Here is a 25172-nt window from a genome sequence, read left to right on the forward strand (position 1 = left end):
GTCAGCAGTGGCCGTCGAGCCAGCGGTGCACCAGGAACAACGCGATCGACGACGGCGGCGGCAGGACCAGCCGGTCTCCCCCGCCCACCGGCACCGGCTCGCCCGCCAGCGCCGCGCCGATCTCCCGGCGGGTGAACCAGCGCGCGTGCGCGATCTCGGCCAGGTCGACCCGGATCGGCGCGTCCGCGTCGGCGCGGGCCAGGAAACCGAGCATCAGCGAGCCGGGGAACGGCCAGGACTGGCTGCCCACGTACACGATCTCCTCGACCGGGACGCCCACCTCCTCGCGGACCTCGCGCAGCACGGCGGCCTCGGCCGACTCGCCGGGCTCGACATATCCGGCCAGGCAGGAGTAGCGGCGCTGTCCCGGGGTGCGCGGCCAGGCCGCGTTGTTGCCGAGCAGGCAGCGGCCGTCCGGGCCGTCCATCCCGTCGTGCACCAGCACGATCATGGCCGGATCGGTACGCGGCCAGACGCGGCCGCCGTCCGGGTCGATCCGCGACCAGCCGGCCTCGTCGGCGCTCGTCGCCTTGCCGGTCGTCGACGAGTAGCCGTGCCGCAGGTGCCAGTTGAGCAGCGCCAGCGCGGTGGTGAACAGGCCCGCGTCCCGGTCGGTCATCAGGTGACCGACCTCGCGCAGGTGGGCCGGACGGGTGTCCGGCAGCGCCGGCAGCGGCCCGTCCACCGCGAACACCGGCACGCCGTCCGGCTCGACGCCGAGGAACATCGGCACCGACCGGGGCACCTCGGGCAGCTCACCGGGGCCGACCAGGACCAGCTCCGGCGGGGTCGACGCGCCCCGGACCAGCGCCCGCCCCTCGGCGGCGGAATCGAGCACCAGCACCCTTGCCCGTTCCCACGCCTCGGTCAGCCAGGCCGGATCGCCACGCCGGTGCGCGGCCCGGTCGAGCGTCGACCGGGCCAGCGGCGGGGCGGGTTCGCCGCTCATGCCGATTCCGTACGCACCGGTGTCAGCGCGGCGAGCGACTCGGCCACCCGCGCCGCGTCGCCGAGCACGACGGTGACCGCGCGCGCCGGGGCCAGGTAGCGGGCGGCCACCTCGGCCACGTCGTCCACTGTCGTGGCGGCCAGCCGGGCGGCGTACTCGGCGAGGAAGTCCAGCCGCAGCCCGTTGCCGGCGTACGCGCTGGTCAGCGACGCGAGACCGGCCTGGGTGGACATGCCGAGCTGAAGGGTGCCGCGCGCGTACTGACGGGCCTGCTCCAGCTCGTCGGTCTTCGGCGGCACCGTCGCCAGGCGGCCCAGCTCGTAGGTCGTCTCCACCAGCGCCGCCGCTGTCACCTCGGTGGCCACCTCGGCGCCGGCGACGAGCAGCGAACCGGCCACCGAGTGCTCGACGAGCGAGTGCGGCCCGTACGTGTAGCCCTTGTCCTCGCGGATGTTCTCCACCCAGCGGGAGGAGAAGTAGCCGCCGAAGATCAGGTTGGCGAGCTGCAACGCGGCGTGGTCCGGGTGGGTGCGGGGCACCGCCGGCAGCGCGAGGCGTACCGAGGACTGCACCGAGCCGGGCCGGTCGACCAGCAGCAACGGCCCGGGTTCCAGCGGCGGCGCCGGGGGCAGCTCGGCGACGTGTCCGTCACCGCGCCACCCGGCGAGCGCCTTCTCGGCCGCGTCCAGCGCCCGCTCCGGGGCCACGTCGCCGACGAGCACCAGCACCGCGCCGGCCGGATGCACCCGCTCGGCGTGCAGCCGGCGCAACGCGGCCGGGCGGACCGCCCGGACCTGGTCCGGGTCGGGCGTCTGCTCCGCGTACGGGTGCCGGCCGTACACCCGCTTGAGCAGCGCGGTGCGGGCCAGGTGCGACGGCTGGCTCTGGGCGACCTGGATGCGGTCGACCAGGCGGTCCCGCTCGGTCTCCACCCAGTCGGCCGGGTAGGTGGCGCCGGTGAGCACCTCGGCGAGCAGTTCCAGCATCCGGTCCAGGCCGGTGACCAGGCCCGCGCCGGAGAGCATCAGCCGGTCCGGGTCGAGGCCGGCGGTCAGTCCGCCGCCGACCTTCTGCAACTCGGCCGCCAGCTCGGTGGCGCTGTGCGCCTCCGTGCCGGAGAGCATGGTCTGCGCCAGCATCGCGCCGCGGGCCAGGTGGGTGCGCCCGAACGGCATCCACAGTCGCAGCTCGACCAGCGGTACGGAGGATCGGCGTACCGCGATCACGGTGAGGCCGTTGGCAAGCGTGCGCTCGGCCTGCTTGGGCACCTTGAGGCGGCGGTTCGGACCGAGCGCCGGCAGCGGCCGGACGGTGGTGGCGGTGGTCGTACCCGTGCTCATCGAGCACCTCCCGCGATGACCTCGACTGCCGCGCGGCGCTCGGGCCGCAGGGTGGCGGCGGCGGCGCGGACCTGTTCCTCGGTCACCTCGCCGACCAGCCGGGGAAGGTCGTTGAGCAGGCCGGGTTCGCCACGTTGCTGTTCCAGCACCGCCATCCGCAACGCGCGGCCGAGCACCGCGTCCGTGTCGCGCAGCAGGTGGGTGGCCATCCGGGCCTGGGTACGCGCCAGCTCCCCCTCGGTCAGCCCGCCGGTCGCCAGCCGGTCCAGTTCCTCGTCGATGGTGCGCAGCACCTTGTCCACGTCACCGCCGGGCGGCAGGTGCGCCTGGAGCAGCAGCGCGGTGGGGTCGCGGACGTCGAACGGGTCGCCCATGAAGCCGAGGTACCCGCCGAGGCTGGTGACCGACCGGTCGCGCTGCACCAGCCGCTCGACCAGCCGGGAGGCGTCGCCGTCGGTGAGCACCTCGGCCAGCACCACGTACGGCAGATAACCGGCGAAGTCGCTGACCGGGTCGGGCACCCGCCACGCGCCGGCCACCGCCGGGAGCGGGGCCAGCGCGTCGGTGTACGTGCTGCGTCGCTCGGTGGTCAGGTCGGGCTCGGCGAAGTCGGGCCGCTGCGGGGCGGGCCGGGCCGGCACGTCCCCGAAGTGCCGCTCGATCAGCGTGGTCGCCTCGGCCACGTCGATGTCGCCGCTGACCGCGAGTACGGCGTTGCCGCTGGCGTAGTAGCGGCGGAAGAAGTCGGCGGCGTCGGCCACTGTCGCCGACTCCAGGTCGACGAAGGAGCCGTAGCCGTCGTGCGCGTTGGGGAAGGTGTCGAACATCACCGGGGGCAGCGTCAGCCAGGGGAACCCGCCGTACGGCCGGTTCAGCACGTTGACCCGGATCTCCTCCTTGACCACGTCGACCTGGTTGCGCAGGTTCTCCTCGGTCAGCCGGGGGCCGCGCATCCGGTCGGCCTCCAGGAACAGCGCCCGTTCCAGGGCGTTCGCGGGAAGCGTCTCGAAATAGTCGGTGTAGTCCAGGTGGGTGGAGCCGTTGAACGTCCCGCCCGCGCCCTGGACGTGCCGGAAGTGGGCCAGCTTCTCCAGGTTCTCCGAGCCCTGGAACATCAGGTGCTCGAAGAGGTGGGCGAACCCGGTGCGTCCCTCGGGCTCGGAGCGGATGCCGACGTCGTAGACCACCGCTACCCCGATGACCGGGGCGCTGCGGTCCGGCGTGAGCACCACGCGCAGGCCGTTGTCGAGGGTGAACCGTTCGACCGGGTACTTCGTCGCTGGGATCTTCGCTCTCCGCGTCGGCACGAGATCGACACTAGCGCCTCGGCACCGGCTCTATCGCCGGTGTGCCCTGGCCGAACGGTGGACTGTTGCGGGACGGGTCTTGACGCCGACGGCCGCTTGCCCCACTCTTCCTACCAACTAAATAGGAATACTGCGGATTGGACATTCGATGAGAGGGCTTCCCCTGCGCCGCCTGGTCACCCTGGCGACCCTGGCCGCGGTCGGCGCGGCCACGCTCGGCACCACCGCCGCCTGCGGCGAGGACAGCGACGCCGCCGCCGGGTCCGGCCCGGTGACGCTGCGCCTGGGCTACTTCCCCAACATCACGCACGCCCCGGCCGTGGTCGGCGTGGAGAAGGGGATCTTCGCCGAGAAGCTCGGCAGCGACGTCGAGCTGGACACCAAGACGTTCAACGCCGGCCCGGCCGCCATCGAGGCCGTCTTCTCCGGCGCGCTCGACGCCACGTACATCGGCCCGAACCCGACGGTGAACGCCTTCTCCAAGTCCAAGGGCGAGGCGGTCCGGGTCATCTCCGGCGCCGCGTCCGGCGGCGTCGCGCTCGTGGTCAAGCCCGGCATCACCTCGGTGGAGCAGCTGCGCGGCAAGAAGATCGCCACCCCGCAGCTCGGCAACACCCAGGACGTGGCGCTGCGCTTCTGGCTCAAGGAGAAGGGCCTGGAGACCACCAAGGAGGGCGGCGGCGACGTCAAGATCGTGCCGCAGGAGAACGCGCAGACGGTCGAGACGTTCGGCAGCGGCGCCATCGACGGCGCCTGGGTGCCCGAGCCGTTCGTCTCCCGGCTGGTCAACGCCGGCGGCAAGGTGCTCGTCGACGAGCGCGACCTGTGGCCGGACAAGAAGTTCGTCATCACCAACCTGCTGGTCAGCACCAAGTTCCTCAAGGCGCACCCGGACGTGGTGAAGAAGCTGGTCGAGGGCCAGGTCGCGGCGAACGAGTTCGTCAACACCAAGCCGGACGAGGCACAGCAGGCCATCTCCGACCACATCGGCAAGATCACCGGCAAGCCGCTGGACCTCAAGCTGATCAAGCAGGCCTGGCCGACGCTGGAGTTCACGAACGACCCGATCCCGTCGTCGCTGAAGACCGGTCTGGACCACGCGGTCGCGGTCGGGCTGACCCAGCCGGTCGACCTGAACGGCCTCTACGACCTGAAGTACCTCAACGAGGTGCTCAAGACGCAGGGCAAGCCCGAGGTCAGCCAGCCGTGACGACGACCGGCACGACCCCGCGCAGCGCGACCGGCTCGGTCGCGCTGCGCGGCGTGACGAAGGTGTACGGCCAGGGCGAGCAGGCGGTCCTGGCGCTGGACGGGCTGTCGCTCGATGTCGCCCCGGGTGAGTTCGTCTGCATGGTCGGCGCGTCCGGCTGCGGCAAGAGCACGCTGCTCAACCTGGTCGCCGGGCTGGACCGGGCCAGCGGCGGCACGATCGAACTGGGCGAGGGCGTCAACCCGGGACTCATGTTCCAGGAGCCGGCGCTGTTCCCCTGGCTGACCGTCGAGGGCAACGTCGAGGTGCCGCTGAAGCTGCGCGGGCTCCCCCGTGACCAGCGCAAGGAGCGGGTGGCCGAGCTGCTGCGCACGGTCCACCTGTCCGAGTTCGGTCGTAAGCGGCCGCACCAGCTCTCCGGCGGCATGCGGCAGCGGGTGGCGCTGGCCCGGACGCTCGCGCTGGAGACGCCGGTGCTGCTGATGGACGAGCCGTTCGGCGCGCTGGACGCGATGACCCGCGACATCCTGCACGACGAGCTGGAGCGGATCTGGACCGAGCGCAAGCTCACCGTCCTGTTCGTCACGCACAACGTCCGCGAGGCGGCACGGCTCGCCGACCGCATCGTGCTGCTCTCCAGCCGCCCCGGCCGGATCATCTACTCCACCGAGGTCGCCGTGCCGCGCCCCCGGCGGATCGACTCGCCGGAGGTCTCGGCCATCGCCGCCGAGGTCACCGACCGGCTGCGCAAGGAGGTGGGCCGGCATGGCCAGTGACACCCTCGCCGGGTCGGCGCGTACCGACGCGGAGATCTCCGGACTCGACGCCCTGGAGATCGCCGGCCGGGAGAAGGGCCCGTCCCGGGTACGCCGCCTGTGGTCGGCCACCTGGCCCAAGTTCGCCGCGCTCGCGCTGGCCGTCGCCATCTGGCAGGCGGTGGTCTGGTCCGGGTGGAAGGAACCGTGGGCGCTGCCCGGCCCGGCGGTGGTCTTCGGCGACCTCGGGGACTACCTGCTCAGCTCGGCGCTGTGGGAGGGCCTTGCGACCACCGCCCGGCGCGCGGCGGTCGGGTTCGCCGCCGCGGTCGCGGTCGGCCTGCTGCTCGGCCTGGGCGTGGCCCGGGTCAAGGTGCTCCGGGCCGCGCTCGGCTCGATGATCACCGCGTTGCAGACCATGCCGTCGATCGCCTGGTTCCCGCTGGCCATCCTGCTGTTCCAGCTCAGCGAGCAGGCGATCTTCTTCGTGGTGGTGCTCGGCGCCGCGCCGTCGGTCGCCAACGGCGTCATCCACGGCGTGGACTACGTGCCGCCGCTGCTGGTCCGCGCCGGCCGCAACCTCGGCGCCCGGGGGCTCAACCTCTACCGGTACGTGATCGCGCCGGCCGCGCTGCCCGCCATCGTGGCCGGGCTCAAGCAGGGCTGGGCGTTCGCCTGGCGCAGCCTGATGGCCGGTGAGCTGCTGGTGGTCATCGCCACCCGCACCTCGATCGGCGCGCAGCTCACGTACGCACGCGAGCTGAGCGAGGCGCCACGCCTGATGGCCATCATGATCGTCATCCTGGTGGTGGGCCTGCTCGTGGACACCGCGTTCGGGGCCGCCGACAAGGCGATCCGCCGCCGCTGGGGCGTGCTGGACCAGGCCGGCAACTGACGTCGTGTACATCTCCGCGCGCGCCGACTACGCGCTCCGGGCCATGCTCGCCGTCGCCGACGCCGCCGTCACCAGCGGCGACCCGGCGGCCGGCGGCGGCGAGCTGGTCAAGGCGGCGAGCCTGGCCGAGAGCCAGGACATCCCGCTCAGCTTCCTCCAGGGGATCCTGCTCGACCTGCGGCGGGCCGGGCTGCTGCACAGCCACCGCGGCACCGAGGGCGGGTACGCGCTGACCCGCCCACCGGACGAGATCAGCGTCGGTGACGTGCTGCGCGCTGTCGGTGGCGCGATCACCAGCGTCCGGGGCATCCCCGCCGACCGGGCCGGCTACCACGGCGTGGCCACCGGCCTGCGGGACGTGTGGCTGGCGGTGGACGGCGCGATCGCCCTGGTCGTGGACCGGACCACACTCACCGACCTGCTGAGCGACCGGGCCACGGCACCCTGACGCGCGTCCGGTCACGACGTCGGCGGCCGTACCTGCCCGTCGCGGACCATGCGGATCTCGCATACGCCGTCCTGGACCTGCGTCGTACCGTCGGCTTCGAAGCCGTGCCGGCGGTAGAACGCCTGGGCACGAGGGTTGGGATCGGCGACCCACAGCGCCGCCGGCTCCGCCGGGTCGAGGACGGCCCGCAACAACGCCGGCCCGGCGCCGGTGCCGTGATCGGCCGCGTGCACGTAGAGGACGTACAGCTGGCGCGCCCACGCCGCCTCGGCATCGAGCGGCGGGCCCGACATCGCGATCCCGACCAGTTCGCCTCCCCGCTCGGCCACCGCCGCCCGGTTCTCCCGATAGCGCTCGTCGGTCAACGCGGCGGTCCAGAACCGCTCCCGGAAGGCCGGGAGGTCCGGGTCGTCGAGCACCGTGTCCGGCATGAGCCCGCGGTACGTCTCCTGCCAGCACCGGACATGCACGCGTGCCATATGGGCGGCGTCCTCGGCCCGGGCCTTGCGAACGGTCACCGACGGGTCCACCGCCGCATCGTAGGCGGCCGGCCGTTCCGGCATCGCCCCCTTTTCGGGGCGTCTACTGAGTGTGCGGGGCGCTCATCCCGGGGGTGAAGCTGCGGGCGGCGCCGCGATCCGGCGAGCCGCCGTCGGCGGGCTGCCACGGCCCGAACGCGGCCACCGCGGCGAGCGCCAGGCCGGCCCCCGCCACCGCGAGCACCAGCACCACTTCCCGCGCTCCGCCCGATCCGGCTTCCCCCGCCATGAACCGCTCCCTCCGCGTCCGGCCGACCCCCCGACCGGTCCCCCGCGCAGCAGCATCACCGCCGGGGTCCGGTCGCGCAGTCGGGCAGCCGACCGAACATCGACTGATTCCCGACTCAGGAGCGAACGCTCCGCCCGTCCGGAGACGAGCCGGTCACGCGCGGGCCGCGGTCAGCGGCGGCGCGGGCGCCGGCGGGGACGGGTTCCCGGGGCGGGGTGCGCGGCGGCGGGCGCGGTGATGGTCACCGGCACGCCGGACGGCTCCCGGGCGCCGGTGAGCCGGCTCAGCTCGCCGTCGCCGGCGCGTACCCGCGTGGTCTTGGGGTTGATGCCCGCGGTGCTCATCAGCCGGGCCACGTCGCGGCGCTGGTCCGGCAGGACGAGCGTCACCACGGTGCCCGACTCGCCGGCCCGCGCGGTCCGGCCGCCCCGGTGCAGGTAGTCCTTGGCCTCGGTGGGCGGGTCGGCGTTGACGACCAGGTCCAGCCCGTCGACGTGGATGCCACGGGCCGCCACGTCGGTCGCCACCAGCGCGGTGACCTGGCCGGTGCGGAACTGCTCCAGGATGCGGGTGCGCTGCGGCTGCGACTTGCCGCCGTGCAGCGCCGCCGCGCGTACGCCCTTGGCGAGCAACTGGCGGGCCACCCGGTCGGCGCGGTGCTTGGTGGCGATGAACACGATCGTGCGGCCCTCGCGGGCGGCGATGTGCGCCAGCGCGGCCGGCTTGTCCTCCGCCTCCAGGTGAAGCACGTGGTGCGTCATCGCGGTGACGGTGGCGGTGCCCGGGTCGACGGAGTGCGTCACCGGGTCGGTCAGGAAGCGGCGGACCAGCCGGTCCACGCCGCGGTCCAGGGTGGCCGAGAACAGCATCCGCTGCCCGCCCGGCGCGACCTGCTCCAGCAGCTTCGTCACCTGCGGCAGGAAGCCCATGTCGGCCATCTGGTCGGCCTCGTCCAGCACGGTGATGGCCACCTGGTCGAGCCGCGCGTCCCCCCTGTCGATCAGGTCGTGCAGCCGGCCCGGCGTGGCCACCAGCACCTCGGCGCCGGCGCGCAGCGCGGCCGCCTGGCGGCCCAGCGAGAGCCCGCCGACCACTGTGGCGCAGCGCAGGCCGAGCGTGGCGGCGTACGGTGCGAGCGCGTCGGTCACCTGCGCGGCCAGTTCCCGGGTCGGTACGAGCACCAGCGCGAGCGGGCGGCCCGGGCGGGCCCGGCGACCGGCCGTACGGTGCAGCAGCGGCAACCCGAACGCGAGCGTCTTGCCGGAGCCGGTCCGGCCCCGGCCGAGCACGTCGCGACCGGCCAGCGAGTCCGGGATCGTGGCCGCCTGGATCGGGAACGGCGCGGAGATGCCCTGCGCGGCCAGCTCGGAGATGAGCGCCGGAGCCAGGCCGGTGGCGGCGAACGTGGGCAGGGTCGTGGTCATGCGGAAAGCCTTCCTCGAGGCGGCACGTGTCGAGGAAGGGCGCCGGAAGACGGCGCGTCACCGGCGTAACCGGTGGTCACAAGCACGAACCGAAGGGACGGGCCGGCCCGGCAGAGGCGGGCCGGCCCGTGCACCGCGCCCGAGAGGGCGCGGTGGTGGTGCCGGTTGATCCGAAGATCAGAGCGGGCGGATGTTCTCCGCCTGCGGGCCCTTCTGGCCCTGGGTCACCTCGAACTCGACCCGCTGGTTCTCGTCCAGGCTCCGGTAGCCGGAGGTCTGGATCGCCGAGAAGTGGGCGAAGACGTCGGCGCCGCCGTCGTCCGGGGTGATGAAGCCGAAGCCCTTGTCAGCGTTGAACCACTTGACGGTGCCAATTGCCATGTGTTTCGTCTCCTTGACGGAACGGTCGGCCCGCACGTGTTGCGGGCCGGAGAGGAGCACCCCGCGCGTGGAATACGCGGCGTGCCTGTCGCTGCTGGTCGCCCCGCCCGGAGAACTCCGGACACAACAAAGAGCGCCTGGGGCCACAATCCGCCAGGCGCACACAGAGTCTCTGGAAACCAAAACTGCAACCCGGCCAACGTATCACGGATTCGTGCGCTGCGGGAGATCCCCCGGGATTTCCGGCACGGCGGCCACCAGACCGGCCAGTCCCTCCGCGTCGAGCAGGTCGGCCGGGCGGACGGTGGCGGAGTCCCGCACGTAGTGGAACGCGGCGCCCACCCGCTCCACCGGCACCCCGGCCAGCTCCGCCCAGGCCAGCCGGTAGACCGCCAGCTGCACCGCCGCCGCGTCGGCCTCCCGGCCGGACGGCTGCCGCCCGGTCTTCCAGTCGACCACGTCGTAGCGCCCGCCCGGGCGGGCGAACACGGCGTCCATCCGGCCCCGGACCACGACGCCGGCGACGACGGTGGCGAACGGCACCTCCACCTCCACCGGCACCCGGTCGGCCCACTCGCTGGCGAGGAAGCGCTCCTGCAACTCGACCAGCGCCTCGTCCGGGGCCGCGTCCTCGTCCGCCGCGCCGGGCAGCTCGTCCACGTCGAGCAGCCGATCCGCGCCGAAGCGCTGCTCCAGCCAGGCGTGGAACGCGGTACCGCGCCGGGCGTACGGGTTCGGCTCGGTGGGCATCGGTCGGCGCAGCGTCCGGGCCAGCGCCTCCGGGTCGCGGCGCAGCGCCACGAGCTGGGTCACCGACATCTGGCCGGGTAGTTCGACCTCGACCGCCTCGGCCTGCCGGGCCAGCTCCGCCCGCTCGGCGAGCAGCAGATCGGCCTCACGCCGCCAGCGGGCCACCTCGGCGTCCTCCGCCGCTCCCGTGGTGGCGAGCACTGCCGCCTCGCGGCGGGCCGTCTCCGGGTCGGCCAGGTGCCGGCGGACCAGCGCCGCCGCCTCGGTCAGCGCCGGCCGGCGGGCGCCCAGCGGGTCGGCCGGCCATTCGGCCCGCAGCACCGTCTCAGTGGTCGGGTTCACCGCGTCACCGGCCGGCTCGGGCGTCCACGCGTCCACCACGTGCCCGTCCGCGCCGGCCAGGCAGGCGTCGTGCACCTCCCGCAGGAACACCGACGGGCCGCGGAACCGCTTGGTCCCCTCCCCCCACCAGTAGCCGGAGCAGAGCAGCAGCCGGCGGGGGCGGGTCACCGCCACGTACGCCAGCCGGCGCTCCTCCCGCTCGTCGTGCGCCCGCCAGGCGTCGGTGAAGTCGGTCAGCGCCCGAGCCACGCCACGCTGGTCCTCCGCCTCCGGCAGGCCCAGTTCGGGCAGCCCGTCCGCGTCGCCGCGCAACGGGAACGGCAGCACGCCCAGCCCGCCCAGCCAGTGGTCGGAGTTGCGGACCGGCCCCGGCCAGACGCCCCGGGTCATCCCGGCCACCGCCACCACGTCCCACTCCAGGCCCTTCGCGGCGTGCGCGGTGAGCACCTGCACCGCGCCGGCCACCACCTCGACCTCGCCGGGCGCCAGCCCGCGCTCCTCGTCCTCGGCGGCGGCCAGGTAGGCGAGGAAACCGGCGAGCGTGGCGCCGGGCGTCTCGCCGCTGAACCGGGCCGCCACGTCGCCGAGCGCGTCCAGGTGGGCGCGGGCCAGCCCGGCGTCGCCCGCGCCGTCCCGCCCGGCCCGGACCGCCACCTCCACGTCGAGGCCGATGGTCCGCTCGATGTCCGCGATCAGCTCCGGCAGCGACTGGTCCAGCCGGTAGCGCAGCAGCGCCAGCTCCATCCCGTACGAGCGCAGCCGCGCGTAGCCCTCGGCGGAGTACGCCTGCGCCGGCCCCAGATCCGCCAGCGCCTCGACCAGCGTGGCCTCGTCCAGCGCGTCCACGGTGATCTCCGGGCCCTCGTCGCCGGTCAGCTCCCGGCGGCTGCGGGCGATCGCGCGGGCCCGGCGGTGCAGGGCGACCAGGTCACGCGGGCCGATCCGCCAGCGCGCGCCGGTGAGCAGCCGCAGCAGCGCCGCCCCGTCGGTCGGGTCGGCGAGCACGCGCAGCGTGCACACCACGTCCCGTACCTCGGGGGTGTCCAGCAGCCCACCCAGGCCGACCACGTCGACAGGCAGCCCGCGAGCGCGCAACGCCGCCTCGATCGCCGGGATCTGGCTGCGCAGCCGCACCAGCACCGCAGTGGTCGGGCGGCGGTCGGCCGGGATGTGCTCGGGCAGCGCGCCGGGCATCCCGGCCGCGCCCCGCCAGGCCGCCAGCACGCTGTCCGCGATCCAGTCGGCCTCGTCGGCGTACGTCTCCAGCAGCGCGCAGTGCACGGTGCCGCCGGCCTGCCCGCCCGGCGTGCGGTGCGGGATCGGGTCGCGGACGCTGAGCGCGGCGTGCAGTTCCGGCACCCGTGCGCCGGCCGCCCGCAGCGGCACCGACAGCGTGTTGGCGACGCCGAGGATCTCCGGCCGGTTACGCCAGCTCGTAGTAAGGCTGAGCACGTCGGCCGGGCTGCCGTCGGTACGGGCGAACTCGGCCGGGAACCGGTCGAGCGTGCCGGCGCTGGCCCCGCGCCAGCCGTAGATGGACTGGCACGGGTCGCCGACGGCGGTGACCGGGTGGCCGCCGCCGAACAGCGCGTTGAGCAGCACCACCTGGGCGTGGCTGGTGTCCTGGTACTCGTCGAGCAGCACCACCCGGAACCGGTCCCGCTCGATCACGCCCACGCCGGGGTGGTCGCGGGCCACCCGGGCCGCGCGGGCGAGCTGGTCGGCGAAGTCCATCGCCTCGAAGTCGTCCTTGCGCCGGGCGTACGCGCGCACCAGCGGCAGCAGCTTCAGCCGGGTCCGCTGGAGCTGGAGCGCCTTGCGCACGTCGGCGTAGACGCGGCCCGGCCGGGACTGCACGTCGGCGAAGAACCGGCCGGTCCAGGCGGCCAGCTCGTCCGGGTCGACCAGGTGCTCGTCCAGCTCACCGGCGAGCGCCAGCACGGCGTCGGTGATGGTCGACGGCATCCGGTCCACCTCGGACATGTCGCCGTCGTAGTTGCGCACCAGCAGGTCGACGAGCTGCCAGCGGGACGCCTCGGTGAGCAGCCGGGTGGTCGGCTCGTACCCGGCGCGCAGCCCGTGCTCGGTGACGATCCGCCCGGCGTACGAGTGGTACGTGGACACGGTCGGCTCGCCCGCCAGCGGGTCGTCGTGCGGGTCCCGCCCCTGCCGGCCGAGCCGCCGGATGAGCTGGTCGAGCCGGGTCCGGACCCGGTGCGCCAGCTCGCCGGCCGCCTTACGGGTGAAGGTGAGGCCGAGGATGTGCTCGGGGCGTACGTAGGAGTTGGCGACCAGCCACATCACCCGCGCGGCCATCGTCTCGGTCTTGCCGGAGCCGGCACCCGCCACCACCAGCAGCGGCTCCACCGGCGCGGCGATGATCGCGGCCTGCTCGCGGGTGGGCGCCGGCAGCCGCAGCAGCCGGGCCAGCTCGACGGGCGTGTAGCGGGGCCCCGCGTCGGCGGTGCGCGGCGCGGGCGTGGCGGAGGCGCCGAACAGCGCCGGCTGAACGCTCACGAGCCCTCCGGTGGCGGTTCGACCACCTGGCGGCCCTGGCCGGAGACCGGGCAGCTGGTGCGCACCGGGCAGACCCGGCACTTGGAGTTGGCCACGGCGGCGAACGTCGAGGCGGCCATCGTGTCCGCGGTACGGCGTACCAGCGCGGTGGCCCACCCGGCCTCCGGACCCTCCCCGGCGGCGGCCTGGGTCTGCTCCTTGGCGTCCCGCGCGCCGGTGCCGAGCTGCACCAGCGCGGCCCCGCCCGGCTCCTCGCCGAACTCGGCGAACCCGCCCGCCTCCACGGCCGCCTGGTACGCGCCGAGCTGCGGATGCTCGGCCACCTCCCGCTCGGTGACCGCCGTCGACTTGCCGGTCTTCAGGTCGATCACCACGAGCCGCCCCTCGTCGTCGACCTCCAGCCGGTCGACCCGGCCGGTCAGCTCGATCGGGCGGGACGGGTCGTCGAGGCGGACCGCGAACTCGTGCTCGATCGCGAGCAGCCGGCGCGGGTTGCCGGCCAGCCAGCGCAGCAGCTTGTCCACCATCGCCTCGGCGCGCTGCCGCTCCGGACCGGCCATCCACCGGGCGGCCAGCTCGATCGCGTCGAACCGGGCGGCCACGTACTCCAGCAACGCCTCCCGGTCGACGCTCGCGTCCTCCGCGAGCATCGCCGCGGCGTGCACCAGGTTGCCGACACCCTGCGCGGCGCTCGCCGGCCCGCTGCCGCCGTGCCGTTCCAGCAGCCAGCGCAGGCTGCACCGCAATGCGCTCTCCATCGCCGACGGGGTGACCCGCACCGGCTCGCCCTCGTCGACAAGCGGCCGGTCGTCGGACAGGCCGCGCAACCCCCACCAGTCGTCCGGGTGCGCGCCGGGCACCCCGGCGGCGGCCAGCCGCGCCAGCTCACCCGCCGCCGCGTGCCGCCGGGTGATCGGCGTGGCCGGGTCGGTGACGGCGGTACGCAGTTCCGCCACCAGCGCGGACAGGGTGAGCCCACGCGGCGGCAGGGTGACCGGGAGCGCGGCGGACGGCCCGTCCTGCGGGTGCTCGTCCCCGTGCGGCACCGGCCCGTCCGCGGCGCCCCCGCGCGTGGCCGTACCTGTTGGGCCGTTCCCGGTCAGGGCCGGGCCGGTCGGAGCCGAGCCGTCCGGCGCGTCGCGCTCCGGACCGGCCGGGTTCGGGCCGTTCGAGCCGTTCCCGGTCGGTCCGTGCCCCGTCGGGTTCGGGCCGGTTCCGCCGGTGGCGGGTGGGTCGGCGGCTGCGATTTCGTGCAGGAAGCGGCTCGGCTGCTCCTCGTGGTCGTCCCCGCCGACGGCGGCGGACGCGACAGCGGTGACCAGCAGCCGCCGCCGGGCCCGGCTGATCGCCACGTGGAACAGCCGCCGCTCCTCGTCCAGCAGCGCCGACGTCTGCCCGACCAGGCTGGCCCGCAGCCCGGCGCCGTCGGCGCGACCGGCGAGCACGTCGACGAGCCGCTCCGAGCCGAGCAGGCTGCCGCGCAGGCGCAGGTCCGGCCAGACGCCCTCCTGCACCCCGGCCACCGCGACCAGATCCCACTCCAGCCCCTTGGCGGCGTGCGCGGTGAGCAGGCGTACCGCGTCACCCCGGTCGGCGGCGGCGGCGAGCGTGTCGGCGGGCAGCTCCTGCCCGAGGACGTGGTCGAGGAACACCTCGGTACGCGCGCCCGGCAGCCGGTCGGTGAACCGGGCCGCCGCGTCGAAGAGGACGAGTACGGCGTCCAGGTCACGGTCGGCCGCCTCGGCCCGCCAGCGCTGGGCGGTCTCGTGCTCGCCGGTGGCCGCCCGCCCCCTGGTGATCGCCCCGGCCCAGCGTTCGGCCAGCCCGCTCTCCCGCCACACCGCCCAGAGCACGTCCTCGACTGTGGCGCCGGGCCGGCCGGCCGTCTCCCGGGCGGTCGCGAGCAGGTGCGCCACGGCCTGCGCGGGCGCCGCCCACCGACGCTCGATGGTGGCCAGTTCGGCCGGCTCGCGCAGCGCCTCCACCAGCAGCTCGCCGGACGGGCGGCGGTCACCGCCGGCCAGCGCCAGCGCCCGCAACCCCTGGCGCAGCCGCCGTTCGGCCAGCGGGTCGGCGCCGCCCAGCGGCGAGTGCAGCAACGCGACCGCAGCCTCCTCGTCCAGCCGGTCGGGTTCGAGCGCGCAGCGCAGCAGGAGCAGCAGCGGGGCGACCGCCGGCTGGAGGTGCAGGGGCAGGTCCTCGCCGTGCACGACGGTCGGCACGCCGGCGGTGTGCAGGGCGCGCCGCAGCGACGGCAGTTGCCGGCCGGTGGAACGGACCAGCACCGCCATCCGGGACCACGGCACGCCGTCGAGCAGGTGCGCCTCGCGCAACGCGTGCGCCAGCCACGCCGACTCGCTGGTGGCGGACCGGAACGTGCGTACCTCCACCGTTCCGGCCGGTGCGCCGGGAAGCGGGCGCAGCCGCCGGTGCGCCGCCGGGCCGCGCAGCCGGCGGGCCAGCCGGGCGGTGGCCGCGAGCAGTTCCGGCCCGGCCCGGTACGAGGTGGTCAGCGTGACCTGGGCTGCCGGCGCACCGGAGGCGGTCCGGAAGCGGTGCGGGAACGTGGCGACGCCCGCCGGGTCGGCGCCGCGGAACGCGTACGTGGACGAGTCCGGGTCGGCGAACGCGACGAGGGACCGCCCGCCGCCGGCCACCACGGCGAGCAGGTCGAGCTGGGCCGGGTCGGTGTCGGCCAGTTCGTCGACGTAGACGTGGGTCAGGCGGCGGCGCTCGGCGGCGAGCAGCTCGGGGTCGTCGAGCAGCATGCCGGTGGCGGCACGCACCAGCTCCGCCGGGTCGTACGCCACCGAGCCCCGGTTGCTCACGTCGCGCAGGGCGAGCACGGCGACGTACTCCCGCAGGAAGCGCGCGGCGGCCGGCCAGTCGGCGCGGCCCAGCTTCTCGCCCAGCCGGGCCAGCTCGACCGGGCCGACGCCGCGCTCCGCGGCACGCATCAGCAGGTCGCGGAGCTGCTGGGCGAAAGCCCGGGTACGCAGCGCGGGGCGCAGATCCTCCGGCCAGCCGACCGGGTCGTCGCCGGGTTCCTCTCCGACCACGTCGAGCAGTTCCCGGATGATCAGATCCTGCTCGGGGCCGGTGAGCAGCCGGGGCGAGGGCTCGCCGCGTTCGGCCGCCGCGCGGCGCAGCAGCCCGAAGGCGTACGCCGGGAACGTACGCACCAGCGGCTCCCGGACGACGCGATGTCCGTCGCCGGCGATCCGTGCCTCGATCCGGCGGCGCAGTTCGGTGGCGCCGCGCCGGCCGAAGGTGAGCACGAGGATCCGCTCCGGGTCGACGCCCTCGGCCACCCGGGCGGCGACCGCCTCGACGAGCGTCGTCGTTTTGCCGGTGCCGGGACCGCCCACGACGAGCATCGGCCCGTCGGTGTGCGCGACCACCTCGGCCTGCACCGGATCGGCCGGGCGCGAAACGTTCGTGCCCTCCCCGGCCCCGATCCCCGCCGAAGCAGCCGACGGTGGCGACGCGCCGGTCTCGTTCTGCGGCGAAGCGCCTTCGGGCGGCGCGGCGGTCTTCGGGTGCGCGGCATCGCCCGCCGACCCCCCGGATCGCGGCTCCGCATCGGCCGATCCACCGGACCGACCCACCCCCTGCCCCGCCCCGGCGTCATGGGTGACCCCCGCCCCCGCGCCGCCGGGCCGGCGCACCAACCGGTACGCCTGCATCACCGACATCCCACCACGCCGGTACGACACCCGGAAACCGACCGCCGGCCCGCCCGTCACCGGCTCACCTGACCGCGGCGTGCACCACTGCCCGGCTCTGCCACACACCCGTCTCTCAGGCGTTCACGCCACCTCGGCGTAGTGGCGGCATCCCACCCCTAGATCAACACCACCTCGGGGAAGTGGCCACATCACACCAGCCCGGACACCACCACCTCCCCGAAATGGTGTCGATCAAGCCCCCAAGCGGTGTCGATCAAGCCCGCCGAGACGGTGGTGAACAAGGACGGGCCGACCCGGGCGCGCGTCAGGTGAGACGGGTGTCGATCAGGTCCAGGGCGGCGGGGACGCTGTCGGCGACCAGCAGCAGGTCCAGCGCGGCCGGCTTGAGGAACTGCTGCTCGCCGAGCCCGCGGATCCAGTCGAGCAGCGGCCGGTAGAAGCCGTCCACGTCGACGATCACCATCGGCTTGGCGTGCAGGGCCAGGGTGGCGGTGGTCCAGACCTCGAACAGCTCGTCGAGCGTGCCGAGACCGCCGGGCAGCGCCACGAACGCGTCGGACTTCTCGTCCATCAGCGTCTTGCGGCTGGCCAGGCTGTCGGTGACCAGCAGCTCGTCGGAGTCCAGGTCGGCGACCTCCAGGTCGACCAGGGACTGCGGGATGACGCCGACGGTGCGACCGCCGGCCGCCCGCGCGCCCTGCACCACGGCGCCCATCATCCCGACGCAGCCACCGCCGCTGACCAGCGTGTGGCCGCGCCGGGCCAGTTCCTCACCGGTCTCGGTGGCGAGCGCCAGCCAGCGGGCGTCGAGAGTTCGGGAGGACGCGCAGAAGACACAGACGTTCGCCACGGGTCAGCTCCGTCCCGCCGGGCCCTCGGGGGCGGCCTCGGCGGCGGCGCGCTGGTCGTCGGCCAGCCGGGCGACCGCCTCCTCGCGGACCGCCTCCTGCTCGGCGGAGAGCACCGCCTCGGCCTCGACGATGTGCCGGACCGCCTCGTTGACGTCGTCGGTGAGCCGGATCAGGTCGAGGTCGGCCGGGCCGATCTTGCCCTCGGCGGCCATGGTGGCGCGCAGCCAGTCGAGCAGCCCCCGCCAGTAGTCGGTGCCCATCAGCACGACCGGGAAGCGGGTCACCTTGCCGGTCTGCACCAGGGTGAGCGCCTCGAACAGCTCGTCCAGGGTGCCGAAGCCGCCGGGGAGCACCACGAACGCCTGGGCGTACTTGACGAACATGGTCTTGCGGGCGAAGAAGTAGCGGAAGTCGATGGCCAGGTCGACCCAGTCGTTGAGGCCCTGCTCGAACGGCAGCTCGATGCCGAGCCCGACGGAGAGGCCGCCGGCCTCACCGGCGCCCCGGTTGGCGGCCTCCATCACGCCGGGACCGCCGCCGGTGATCACCGCGTACCCGGCGCGGGCGAGGGCACCGCCCAGCTCCTCGGCCATCCGGCACTCCGGGCTGTCCGGTTTGCTGCGGGCGGAGCCGAAGACGCTGACCGCCGGGGGCAGGTCGGCGAGGGTGTCGAAGCCCTCGACGAATTCGGAGAGGATCCGCAGCGCGCGCCAGGCGTCCTTGGTCTTCCAGTCGCTGCGGCCCCGGGAGTCGAGCAGCCGCTGGTCGGCCGTACTCGTCGGAATCGCCCGATTGCGCAGCGTCACCGCGCCGCGGTGCCGTTCCCCCCGGTTCCGCTCCTCCCGTCGGCCGTCCCCGGCCGACATTCCCCTGCTCTCGCCCATGGGGTCACCGTAGTGGAGCGGCTCCGGCCCGGCGCGCAGGCCCGGGAGCCGGAGAAATCTTTGGGATCCGGGCAACTAATTCGGTCGCACGTACGTCTTACTATTCACATACCCGGTATACCCCGGGCGACGCGCCTTCGGGGGAGGAGCCAGCGTTGATCAGTAACAGCGAGATGATCCGGATCCGCCGTCAGATGCAGCGGCGGATCCGTGACGTGGTGGCCGAGCGCCGCCGCGCCCGGATGATGGAGACCCACCGGTCCGACCTGACCGGCGAGACCGGCGAGGCGGAAGCACCCCTGACGACTACCGTCTGACGATCACCGGGGCCCGCGCGGCGGGTGCGGGCCCGGTGATCGCAGCGCGTCAGGCCGGGGCCAGCCAGCGGTGCAGCGTCGCCGCACCGTCCCGGATCTTGGTCAGTTCGACGTGCTCGTCCTTGTGGTGCGCCAGGTTCGGGTCGCCGGGGCCGAAGTTCAGCGCCGGGATGCCCATGGCCGCGAACCGCGCCACGTCCGTCCAGCCCAGCTTGCCGATCGGCGCGGCACCGACGGCCGCCAGGAACTCCTGTGCCGCCGGGCTCTCCAGCCCGGGCGGGGCGCCGGCCGCCGCGTCGGTGACCTCCAGCTCGAAGCCGGCGAAGACCTCGCGCAGGTGCGCCTCGGCGCCCGCCGGGTCGCGGTCCGGGGCGTACCGGTAGTTGATCTCGATCTCGCAGCGGTCGGGGATGACGTTGCCGGCGACGCCGCCGGTGATCCGCACCGCGTTGAGACCCTCGCGGTAGTCGCAGCCCTCGATCGTCACCCGGCGGGCCTCGTACGTGGTCAGCCGCCGCAGCACCTCGCTCGCGCCGTGGATGGCGTTCACCCCGTGCCAGGAGCGCGCCGCGTGGGCCCGCTCGCCGTGCGTGGTGACCACCGCCCGCATGGTGCCCTGGCAGCCCGCCTCGACGATCCCGTACGTCGGCTCCAGCAGCACCGCGAAGTCGGCCTCCAGCCACTCGGGGTGGCTCTGCGCGACCAGGGTGAGGCCGTTGTACTTCGACTCGATCTCCTCGGCCTCGTAGAAGAAGTACGTGACGTCGTAGCGCGGGTCGGGCAGCGTCACCGCCAGGTGCAGCGCGAACGCCACCCCGGACTTCATGTCGGAGGTGCCGCAGCCGTACATCAGGTCGCCGCGCATGGTCGAGGGGAAGTTGCCGTTGAGCGGAACGGTGTCCAGGTGGCCGGCGAGCACCACGCGCTGTGCCCGGCCCAGGTCGGTACGGGCCATCACGGTGTTCGAGTGCCGGTAGGTGGTCAGGTGCGGCACACCGCGCAGCACCTCCTCCACGCAGTCGGCGATGGCCTTCTCGTTGAGGGATACCGACTCGATGTCGACCAGGGCGCGGGTCAGCGCCACCGGATCGGCCAGGACCTCGGGGGTCAACGGGTTCTGCATGTCTCGCACGGTACCGTCATCCTCGGTGGGCGCGAGGGACACGTGCCGCGCCCCCGGCCGCGAGCAGCGGCGGACGCCGCCGCCGGAGCAGAGAGGTGTCACCGTGACGTCCGCACCATCCGCCTGGGGTATCGGCCTGGCCACCGTCACCGCGCAGGACCAGGTGCTCGACACCTGGTACCCGACCGGCAAGCTGGGCCTGGGCGAGCTGCCGCTGGTGCCCGGCGAGGACCGGGCCGACGTGCTCGACCTGCCGCCGGGCGCGATCGGCGAGCGGACGCTGCCCGGGTTGCGCACTGTCGAGGTGACCACGCTGATCGGCTCGCTGGACGACCCGATCAAGGACGCCGCCGACGCGTACCTGCGGTTGCACCTGCTCTCCCACCGCCTGGTGCGGCCGAACGAGCTGAACCTCGACGGCATCTTCGGCAAGCTGGCGAACGTGGCCTGGACGTCGGCCGGGCCGTGCCCGCCGGAGCGGGTGGACGAGCTGCGTGTCATCGAGCGGGCCGCCGGTCGTCACCTGTCCGTCTACGGCGTGGACAAGTTCCCGCGGATGACCGACTACGTGGTGCCGTCCGGGGTGCGGATCGCGGACGCGGACCGGGTCCGGCTGGGCGCGTACCTGTCCTCCGGCACCACTGTGATGCACGAGGGCTTCGTCAACTTCAACGCCGGCACGCTGGGCACCTCGATGGTCGAGGGCCGGATCGTGCAGGGCGTGGTGGTCGGCGACGGCTCCGACATCGGCGGCGGCGCCTCGATCATGGGCACGCTCTCCGGCGGTGGCACGGAGAAGGTGCGCATCGGTGAGCGGAGCCTGGTCGGCGCGAACGCCGGTGTCGGCATCACGCTGGGCGACGACTGTGTGGTGGAGGCCGGCTGCTACATCACCGCCGCCTCGAAGATCACCCTGCCGGACGGCCGGACGGTCAAGGCCCGCGAGTTGTCCGGCGTCGACGGGCTGCTGTTCTGGCGCAACTCGGTGACCGGCGCGCTGGAGGCGAAGCCCCGTACCGGCCAGGGCATCACGCTCAACGCGGCGCTGCACGCCAACGACTGAGCCGTACCCCCGTCCGGGTCCGCGACGGCGACCGCCGCGCGGACCCGGACGGCCGGCTCACCGCAGGCGGTACGCCTGGATGATCCGCTGGGTCACGGTGTTGCCGGCGTCGTCACGGGCGGTGGCCCGCAGCGACGCGTACCCCGGGCCGGCCGGGTGCCGGACGGTGGCCGTCCACGCCCCGCCCTGCTTCTTCAGTGCCGCCTTCTGCCAGGTCTTGCCACCGTCGTAGGAGACGTCGACGGTGAGCGCCACGACCCGGCCGGACGGCGCGCCGGGCTGACGCTGCACCGTCACCGGCACGGTGAACGTCCGGCCCGCCGGGGCGGAGCTGTCCACCGCCAGCGGCGGGGTGAACCGGACCGCCATGGCCGGCAGCCGGGCCGGCACGTCACCCGGTACCCGCTTGGAGCGGAACGTCCAGCTCGCCGAGACCTCGGTGCTCAGGTCGGTGAAGCCGCGCGTCGCCACGGTCTCCACCCGGTAGTCCGCCGTTCCCGGCGGCACGGTGAACTCGCCGTACCCCGGGTAGGGCGACTCGTCGACCAGCTTGCCGTTGCGGTAGAGCCGGGTGTGCTCGGTGTCGTTGAGCGAGCCGCCCGGGTGCCCGGCCGCGTCGCTGTGCACCGGCAGCGAGACGATGACGGTGTCGCCGGTCCGCGTGATCCCCTGTTCCGGCCACTGCGGCTGCGGGAACGACGGGCCGAACGGGGCCTTGTTCCACTCGTCGCGGTAGCTGTGCCCGGCCCGGTAGCGGGTCGGCACTCGTTCCAGCGCCGCCCGCGGCTCCAGCCAGCCCTCCTCGGAGCGCTCACCGAAGGCCAGCTCGGCGCTCCAGCGGGTCCGGGTGACGCTGAGGTGGTCGATCCGCTTGCCGGGCACCTGTACGGGCAGGATGACCGCCGAGCCGCCCATGTTGTAGTCGGGCTCCGCGTAGACGACCAGCTCGTTGTCCATCCCGCTGTAGCCGGCGGCGAACCGGTTGGCGACGGTGGCCAGGTCGGCGGTCCGGTAGTTCCGGACGAAGCCGGTCGGGAAGCGGCCCGGGAACAGGTCGTTCAGGCCGTAGAAGTACGGACTGCGCTCCGGCGCTGTCGGCTCGGCCCACTGGCTGGCGAGCGCGCCGACGAAGACCTTGTCGGAGACGGTGCGGCCGATCTGGGCCGAGTAGAGGCCCTCGAACCGGTCGGTCCACAGCCCGAAGCTGTTGTAGTAGTCGCCGAATCCCCAGGCCGCGGTGAGGTCGATCAGCAGTGGTGCCGCGCCGCGCTGCGGCACCGTGGTGCGGATCGGCTTCGCCCGCCGGGCGTCCAGCGTGAGCCGCTGGTTCCCGGCCACCACCAGTTCCGGCTGGGCGAGGAAGGAGACCTCCGACCAGCCCTGGTCACCGTCGACGAAGATCAGGCTCTGCGCGCCGTACCGGCCCTTCGGCACCCGGATCCGGGTCTCGCCGCCGGCGCCGTAGACGTCCCGGTAGCTGCCGCCGTCGAGCCCCAGCAGAACGGTGTAGTAGCCGTCGGTCAGGGCGCCGGAGCGGTTGCGGTGGGTCACGGTCAGGTCATAGCTCTCCACCTCGCGGTCGACAGCGAGCGGGGTCACCGCCACCGCGTCGCCGGCGCGGGCGAGCAGGCGGCCGGTCCAGTAGCCGTCGGCGCCGCCGAGCCGGGTGTCGATCACCACCGTCACCTGGGCGCTGCCGCCCGCCGGAACGGTGAGCCGGGAGGCGCTGAGAGTCAGCATGCCGGCCGGCGCGGTCCGCCCGCCCGGTCCGGTGAACTGCGTGCTCAGGTCGAGCGTGAGCGGGGCGGTCCCGCCGTTGCGGTAGGTGACCGTCCGGCTGATCGGCTTGTCGTCGGTGTGCGGCCAGGCCGCCACACCGAACGAGACGGAGGCCGGTTCGCTCGTCACCTGCTGGGTGATCGCCCGGGCGACGTCGACCCGGCCCGCGCCCTGCTGGAACGCGGTCTGCTCCGGGTGCGGCTTCGCCGAGGCCATCAGCGTCGCCTTGTAGCGCTCGGGCGTCCAGCCGGGGTGCTGCTGGGCGAGCAGCGCGACCGCGCCGGCCACGTGCGGGGCGGCCATCGACGTGCCGGACAGCGAGGCGTACCGGTCCCCCACCGGGTCGCCGATCTGGCCGTGCGCGGCCCGCGCGGCCACGATCTCCACACCCGGCGCGGTGATGTCCGGCTTGATCGCCCCGTCGCCGACCCGGGGACCGCGGCTGGAGAAGTCGGCGAGCGCGTCGTCCCGGTCGACCGCGCCGACCGCGAGCGCGGCGTCGGCGGTGGCCGGCGAGCCGACCGAACCGTCTACGCCGTCATTGCCGGCGGAGATCACGAACAGCGTCCCGTGCTGCTCGGTGAGCGTCCCGACCGCCTCCTCCAGCGGGTCCACATCCGGGGTGTCGCCGCCGCTGAGGCTCATGTTGACCACTGTGGCGTGCTGCTCGGCAGCGGCCCACTGCATGCCGGCCAGGATGGCCGACTCGGTGCAGCCGTAGACCTCGCAGACCTTCCCGGACAGCAGCGTGGCGTCGGGCGCCACGCCCCGGTACTTCCCGCCCGAGGCGGCGCCGCTGCCGGCGATGGTGGAGGCGACGTGCGTGCCGTGCCCGACGATGTCGTCCGGGTCCGCCTCCTCGGTGAAGTTGCGCGACTCGGCGACCTTGCCGGCCAGGTCCGGGTGGCTGAGGTCGACGCCGGTGTCGAGCACCGCGACCCGCACGCCCTTACCGGTCCAGCCGGCCGCCCAGGCGGTCGGCGCGCCGATCTGCGGCACGCTGTGGTCGAGTGTCAGCCGCCGCCGGCCGTCCAGCCAGATCCGGTCGACACCCCCCGCCGCGTCGAGCCGGGCACCGGAGCGGTCGGCGCTGACCGCCTTCCAGAGCGCGCCGGTGTCACCCTTGTCGGCGACGACCGCCGCGCCGGCGATCGCCGGCAGGTCGCGGGTCACCCGCGCGCCGGCGAGCGGGGTCGCCGTCCGCCGGGCCGTCCCCGGCCGGTACGTCACGAGCAGCGGTACGCTGCCGCGCCGCGCGTCGTCGTACCCGGCCTCGATCAGCCCGCTCACGTCGAACAGGCGCCGGTCGAGCTTGCCGGCGCGGACCAGCGGGAGCGCGTCCTGCGGCATCACGGTGAGCCGGTCGCGCTCGCGTCCGACCAGGAACTGGATGCCGGCGCGGCCGGCGCCGGGGCGTACCGCGGCACGGCCGCCCGAGGCGACGGTGACCCGGTCGCCGGTGATCAGGGTGACGGTGACCGGGTGGACGCCGGCCGGGGCGGACGGCCCGGTTCGGGCGGACGGGCCGGTCGGCGCGGTGGGCGCGGCGGCCAGCGCGGGCACCGGCAGGCCGAGCGCCAGCGTCAGGCCGAGGCCGAACGCCGTCAGCTTTCTGCGGTTCCGGAGCAACCTTCCTCCTTCGTCGAACGTTTCATCGATGAGAGACACATCGACGCGGGTATCAGGATTACATACCGCGTATGCATCGGGAAGTCGCCGATCCGACGGAACCGCCACCACCCACCGGAGCGGGCCGGGACGATCGGACGATGACCGCCATGAAGGACCGGATGCTCGCCGGCGAGCAGTACATCGCCGACGATCCCGCGATCATCGCCGACCTGGAGCGCGCGGCCCGGCTCAGTGAACGCTTCAACCGCAGCTCCGCCGACGATCCGGCGGGCCGCCTCGCCGCGCTGCGCGAACTGCTCGGCTCGCTCGGCGAGGACGCCTGGGTCCGGCCGCCGCTGTACTGCGACTACGGACACCAGACGCACATCGGCGCGCGCACGTTCGTCAACTTCAACGCGGTGTTCCTCGACGTCGCCCGCATCACCATCGGCACTGACGTCCAGATCGGACCGAACGTGCAACTGCTCACCGCCACCCACCCGGTGGAACCGGAGGCGCGCCGGGCCAAGTGGGAGTCCGCGAAACCGATCACCATCGGTGACAACGTCTGGCTCGGCGGCGGGGTGATCGTGCTGGCCGGAGTGACCATCGGTGAGAACACGGTGGTCGGCGCCGGCGCGGTGGTGACGCGCGACCTGCCGGCGAACGTGGTGGCGGTGGGTAACCCCGCTCGCCCGATCAGGAGCCTGGGACAGCCGTCCTGAGCTGCGGAAACAACCGTTCCAGCGGATGCGGATTCCCGCCCTCT

20 protein-coding genes are annotated in these 25172 nt (G+C 74.1%); 7 read left to right on the forward strand and 13 right to left on the reverse strand.

Annotated elements, in window-relative coordinates:
• Window position 1: 1 nt before the first annotated feature.
• Genes nudC through OC439_RS15215 form a run of 3 tightly spaced genes read right to left on the reverse strand, consistent with a single transcriptional unit; the run spans window position 2 to window position 3596 of the window.
• Window positions 2-949, reverse strand: a complete 948-nt coding sequence (nudC, locus tag OC439_RS15205) for an NAD(+) diphosphatase (RefSeq protein WP_262013971.1) — start codon at window positions 947-949, stop codon at window positions 2-4.
• Window positions 946-2289 carry a M16 family metallopeptidase gene (locus OC439_RS15210; protein ID WP_262013972.1) on the reverse strand — a complete coding sequence of 448 codons (1344 nt, stop codon included), beginning with the start codon at window positions 2287-2289 and terminating at the stop codon, window positions 946-948. Before OC439_RS15210 ends, nudC begins: the two co-directional genes overlap by 4 nt.
• Window positions 2286-3596 carry a M16 family metallopeptidase gene (locus OC439_RS15215; protein WP_262013973.1) on the reverse strand — a complete coding sequence of 437 codons (1311 nt, stop codon included), beginning with the start codon at window positions 3594-3596 and terminating at the stop codon, window positions 2286-2288. Before OC439_RS15215 ends, OC439_RS15210 begins: the two co-directional genes overlap by 4 nt.
• Before the next feature lie 148 nt (window positions 3597-3744).
• Here OC439_RS15215 and OC439_RS15220 point away from each other — a divergent pair, with 148 nt between their 5' ends.
• The 4 genes from OC439_RS15220 to OC439_RS15235 are packed head-to-tail and all read left to right on the forward strand — an operon-like array spanning window position 3745 to window position 6904.
• The gene (locus OC439_RS15220; RefSeq protein WP_262013974.1) at window positions 3745-4806 is read left to right on the forward strand and encodes an ABC transporter substrate-binding protein; all 1062 of its coding nucleotides are present in this window, start codon (window positions 3745-3747) and stop codon (window positions 4804-4806) included.
• Window positions 4803-5582, forward strand: a complete 780-nt coding sequence (locus OC439_RS15225; RefSeq protein ID WP_262013975.1) for an ABC transporter ATP-binding protein — start codon at window positions 4803-4805, stop codon at window positions 5580-5582. The genes OC439_RS15220 and OC439_RS15225 overlap by 4 nt, the downstream gene beginning before the upstream one ends.
• Window positions 5572-6456: an ABC transporter permease gene (locus OC439_RS15230; RefSeq protein ID WP_262013976.1), complete on the forward strand. Its 885-nt coding sequence runs from the start codon at window positions 5572-5574 to the stop codon at window positions 6454-6456. The genes OC439_RS15225 and OC439_RS15230 overlap by 11 nt, the downstream gene beginning before the upstream one ends.
• Before the next feature lie 4 nt (window positions 6457-6460).
• Window positions 6461-6904 (forward strand): RrF2 family transcriptional regulator, encoded by a 444-nt coding sequence (locus OC439_RS15235; RefSeq protein ID WP_262013977.1) that lies wholly within the window; start codon window positions 6461-6463, stop codon window positions 6902-6904.
• Window positions 6905-6915: 11 nt separating this feature from the next.
• Here the strand turns inward: OC439_RS15235 and OC439_RS15240 are convergent, their stop codons facing one another.
• From OC439_RS15240 to OC439_RS15275, 8 genes are all read right to left on the reverse strand, one after another.
• A complete protein-coding gene (locus OC439_RS15240) occupies window positions 6916-7434 on the reverse strand; it encodes a GNAT family N-acetyltransferase (RefSeq protein ID WP_262013978.1) in 519 nt (172 codons plus the stop codon).
• A gap of 52 nt (window positions 7435-7486) precedes the next feature.
• A complete protein-coding gene (locus OC439_RS15245; RefSeq protein ID WP_262013979.1) occupies window positions 7487-7672 on the reverse strand; it encodes a hypothetical protein in 186 nt (61 codons plus the stop codon).
• Between the two features lie 170 nt (window positions 7673-7842).
• Window positions 7843-9096 (reverse strand): DEAD/DEAH box helicase, encoded by a 1254-nt coding sequence (locus OC439_RS15250; protein WP_262013980.1) that lies wholly within the window; start codon window positions 9094-9096, stop codon window positions 7843-7845.
• Between the two features lie 177 nt (window positions 9097-9273).
• On the reverse strand, window positions 9274-9477 hold the full coding sequence (locus tag OC439_RS15255; protein ID WP_013288421.1) for a cold-shock protein: 204 nt from the start codon (window positions 9475-9477) through the stop codon (window positions 9274-9276).
• Window positions 9478-9681: 204 nt separating this feature from the next.
• The gene (locus tag OC439_RS15260) at window positions 9682-13086 is read right to left on the reverse strand and encodes an ATP-dependent helicase (RefSeq protein ID WP_262013981.1); all 3405 of its coding nucleotides are present in this window, start codon (window positions 13084-13086) and stop codon (window positions 9682-9684) included.
• Window positions 13083-16772: an ATP-dependent helicase gene (locus OC439_RS15265; protein ID WP_262014007.1), complete on the reverse strand. Its 3690-nt coding sequence runs from the start codon at window positions 16770-16772 to the stop codon at window positions 13083-13085. Before OC439_RS15265 ends, OC439_RS15260 begins: the two co-directional genes overlap by 4 nt.
• Before the next feature lie 307 nt (window positions 16773-17079).
• Window positions 17080-17625, reverse strand: a complete 546-nt coding sequence (locus OC439_RS15270; RefSeq protein WP_262013982.1) for a TIGR00730 family Rossman fold protein — start codon at window positions 17623-17625, stop codon at window positions 17080-17082.
• A 3-nt stretch (window positions 17626-17628) separates the two neighbouring features.
• On the reverse strand, window positions 17629-18492 hold the full coding sequence (locus OC439_RS15275) for a TIGR00730 family Rossman fold protein (protein WP_402807964.1): 864 nt from the start codon (window positions 18490-18492) through the stop codon (window positions 17629-17631).
• A 173-nt stretch (window positions 18493-18665) separates the two neighbouring features.
• Between OC439_RS15275 and OC439_RS15280 the strand changes: the two genes are divergently transcribed.
• Window positions 18666-18827: a hypothetical protein gene (locus tag OC439_RS15280; protein ID WP_013288426.1), complete on the forward strand. Its 162-nt coding sequence runs from the start codon at window positions 18666-18668 to the stop codon at window positions 18825-18827.
• Window positions 18828-18876: 49 nt separating this feature from the next.
• On the opposite strand, the gene dapE is transcribed toward OC439_RS15280, so the two are convergent.
• A complete protein-coding gene (gene dapE / locus OC439_RS15285; RefSeq protein WP_030273854.1) occupies window positions 18877-19950 on the reverse strand; it encodes a succinyl-diaminopimelate desuccinylase in 1074 nt (357 codons plus the stop codon).
• A 103-nt stretch (window positions 19951-20053) separates the two neighbouring features.
• Here dapE and dapD point away from each other — a divergent pair, with 103 nt between their 5' ends.
• Entirely contained in the window at window positions 20054-21013 is a 960-nt protein-coding gene (dapD, locus tag OC439_RS15290; RefSeq protein ID WP_262013984.1) for a 2,3,4,5-tetrahydropyridine-2,6-dicarboxylate N-succinyltransferase, read from the forward strand.
• A gap of 57 nt (window positions 21014-21070) precedes the next feature.
• Here dapD and OC439_RS15295 read toward each other — a convergent pair whose 3' ends face one another.
• A complete protein-coding gene (locus tag OC439_RS15295; protein ID WP_262013985.1) occupies window positions 21071-24421 on the reverse strand; it encodes a S8 family serine peptidase in 3351 nt (1116 codons plus the stop codon).
• A gap of 140 nt (window positions 24422-24561) precedes the next feature.
• On the opposite strand from OC439_RS15295, the gene OC439_RS15300 reads away from it, so the two are divergent.
• A complete protein-coding gene (locus OC439_RS15300; protein ID WP_262013986.1) occupies window positions 24562-25128 on the forward strand; it encodes a sugar O-acetyltransferase in 567 nt (188 codons plus the stop codon).
• Window positions 25129-25172 lie beyond the last annotated feature (44 nt).

This window comes from Micromonospora sp. Mcm103, from assembly GCF_024519755.1.
Taxonomy (GTDB): Bacteria; Actinomycetota; Actinomycetes; order Mycobacteriales; family Micromonosporaceae; genus Micromonospora; species Micromonospora aurantiaca.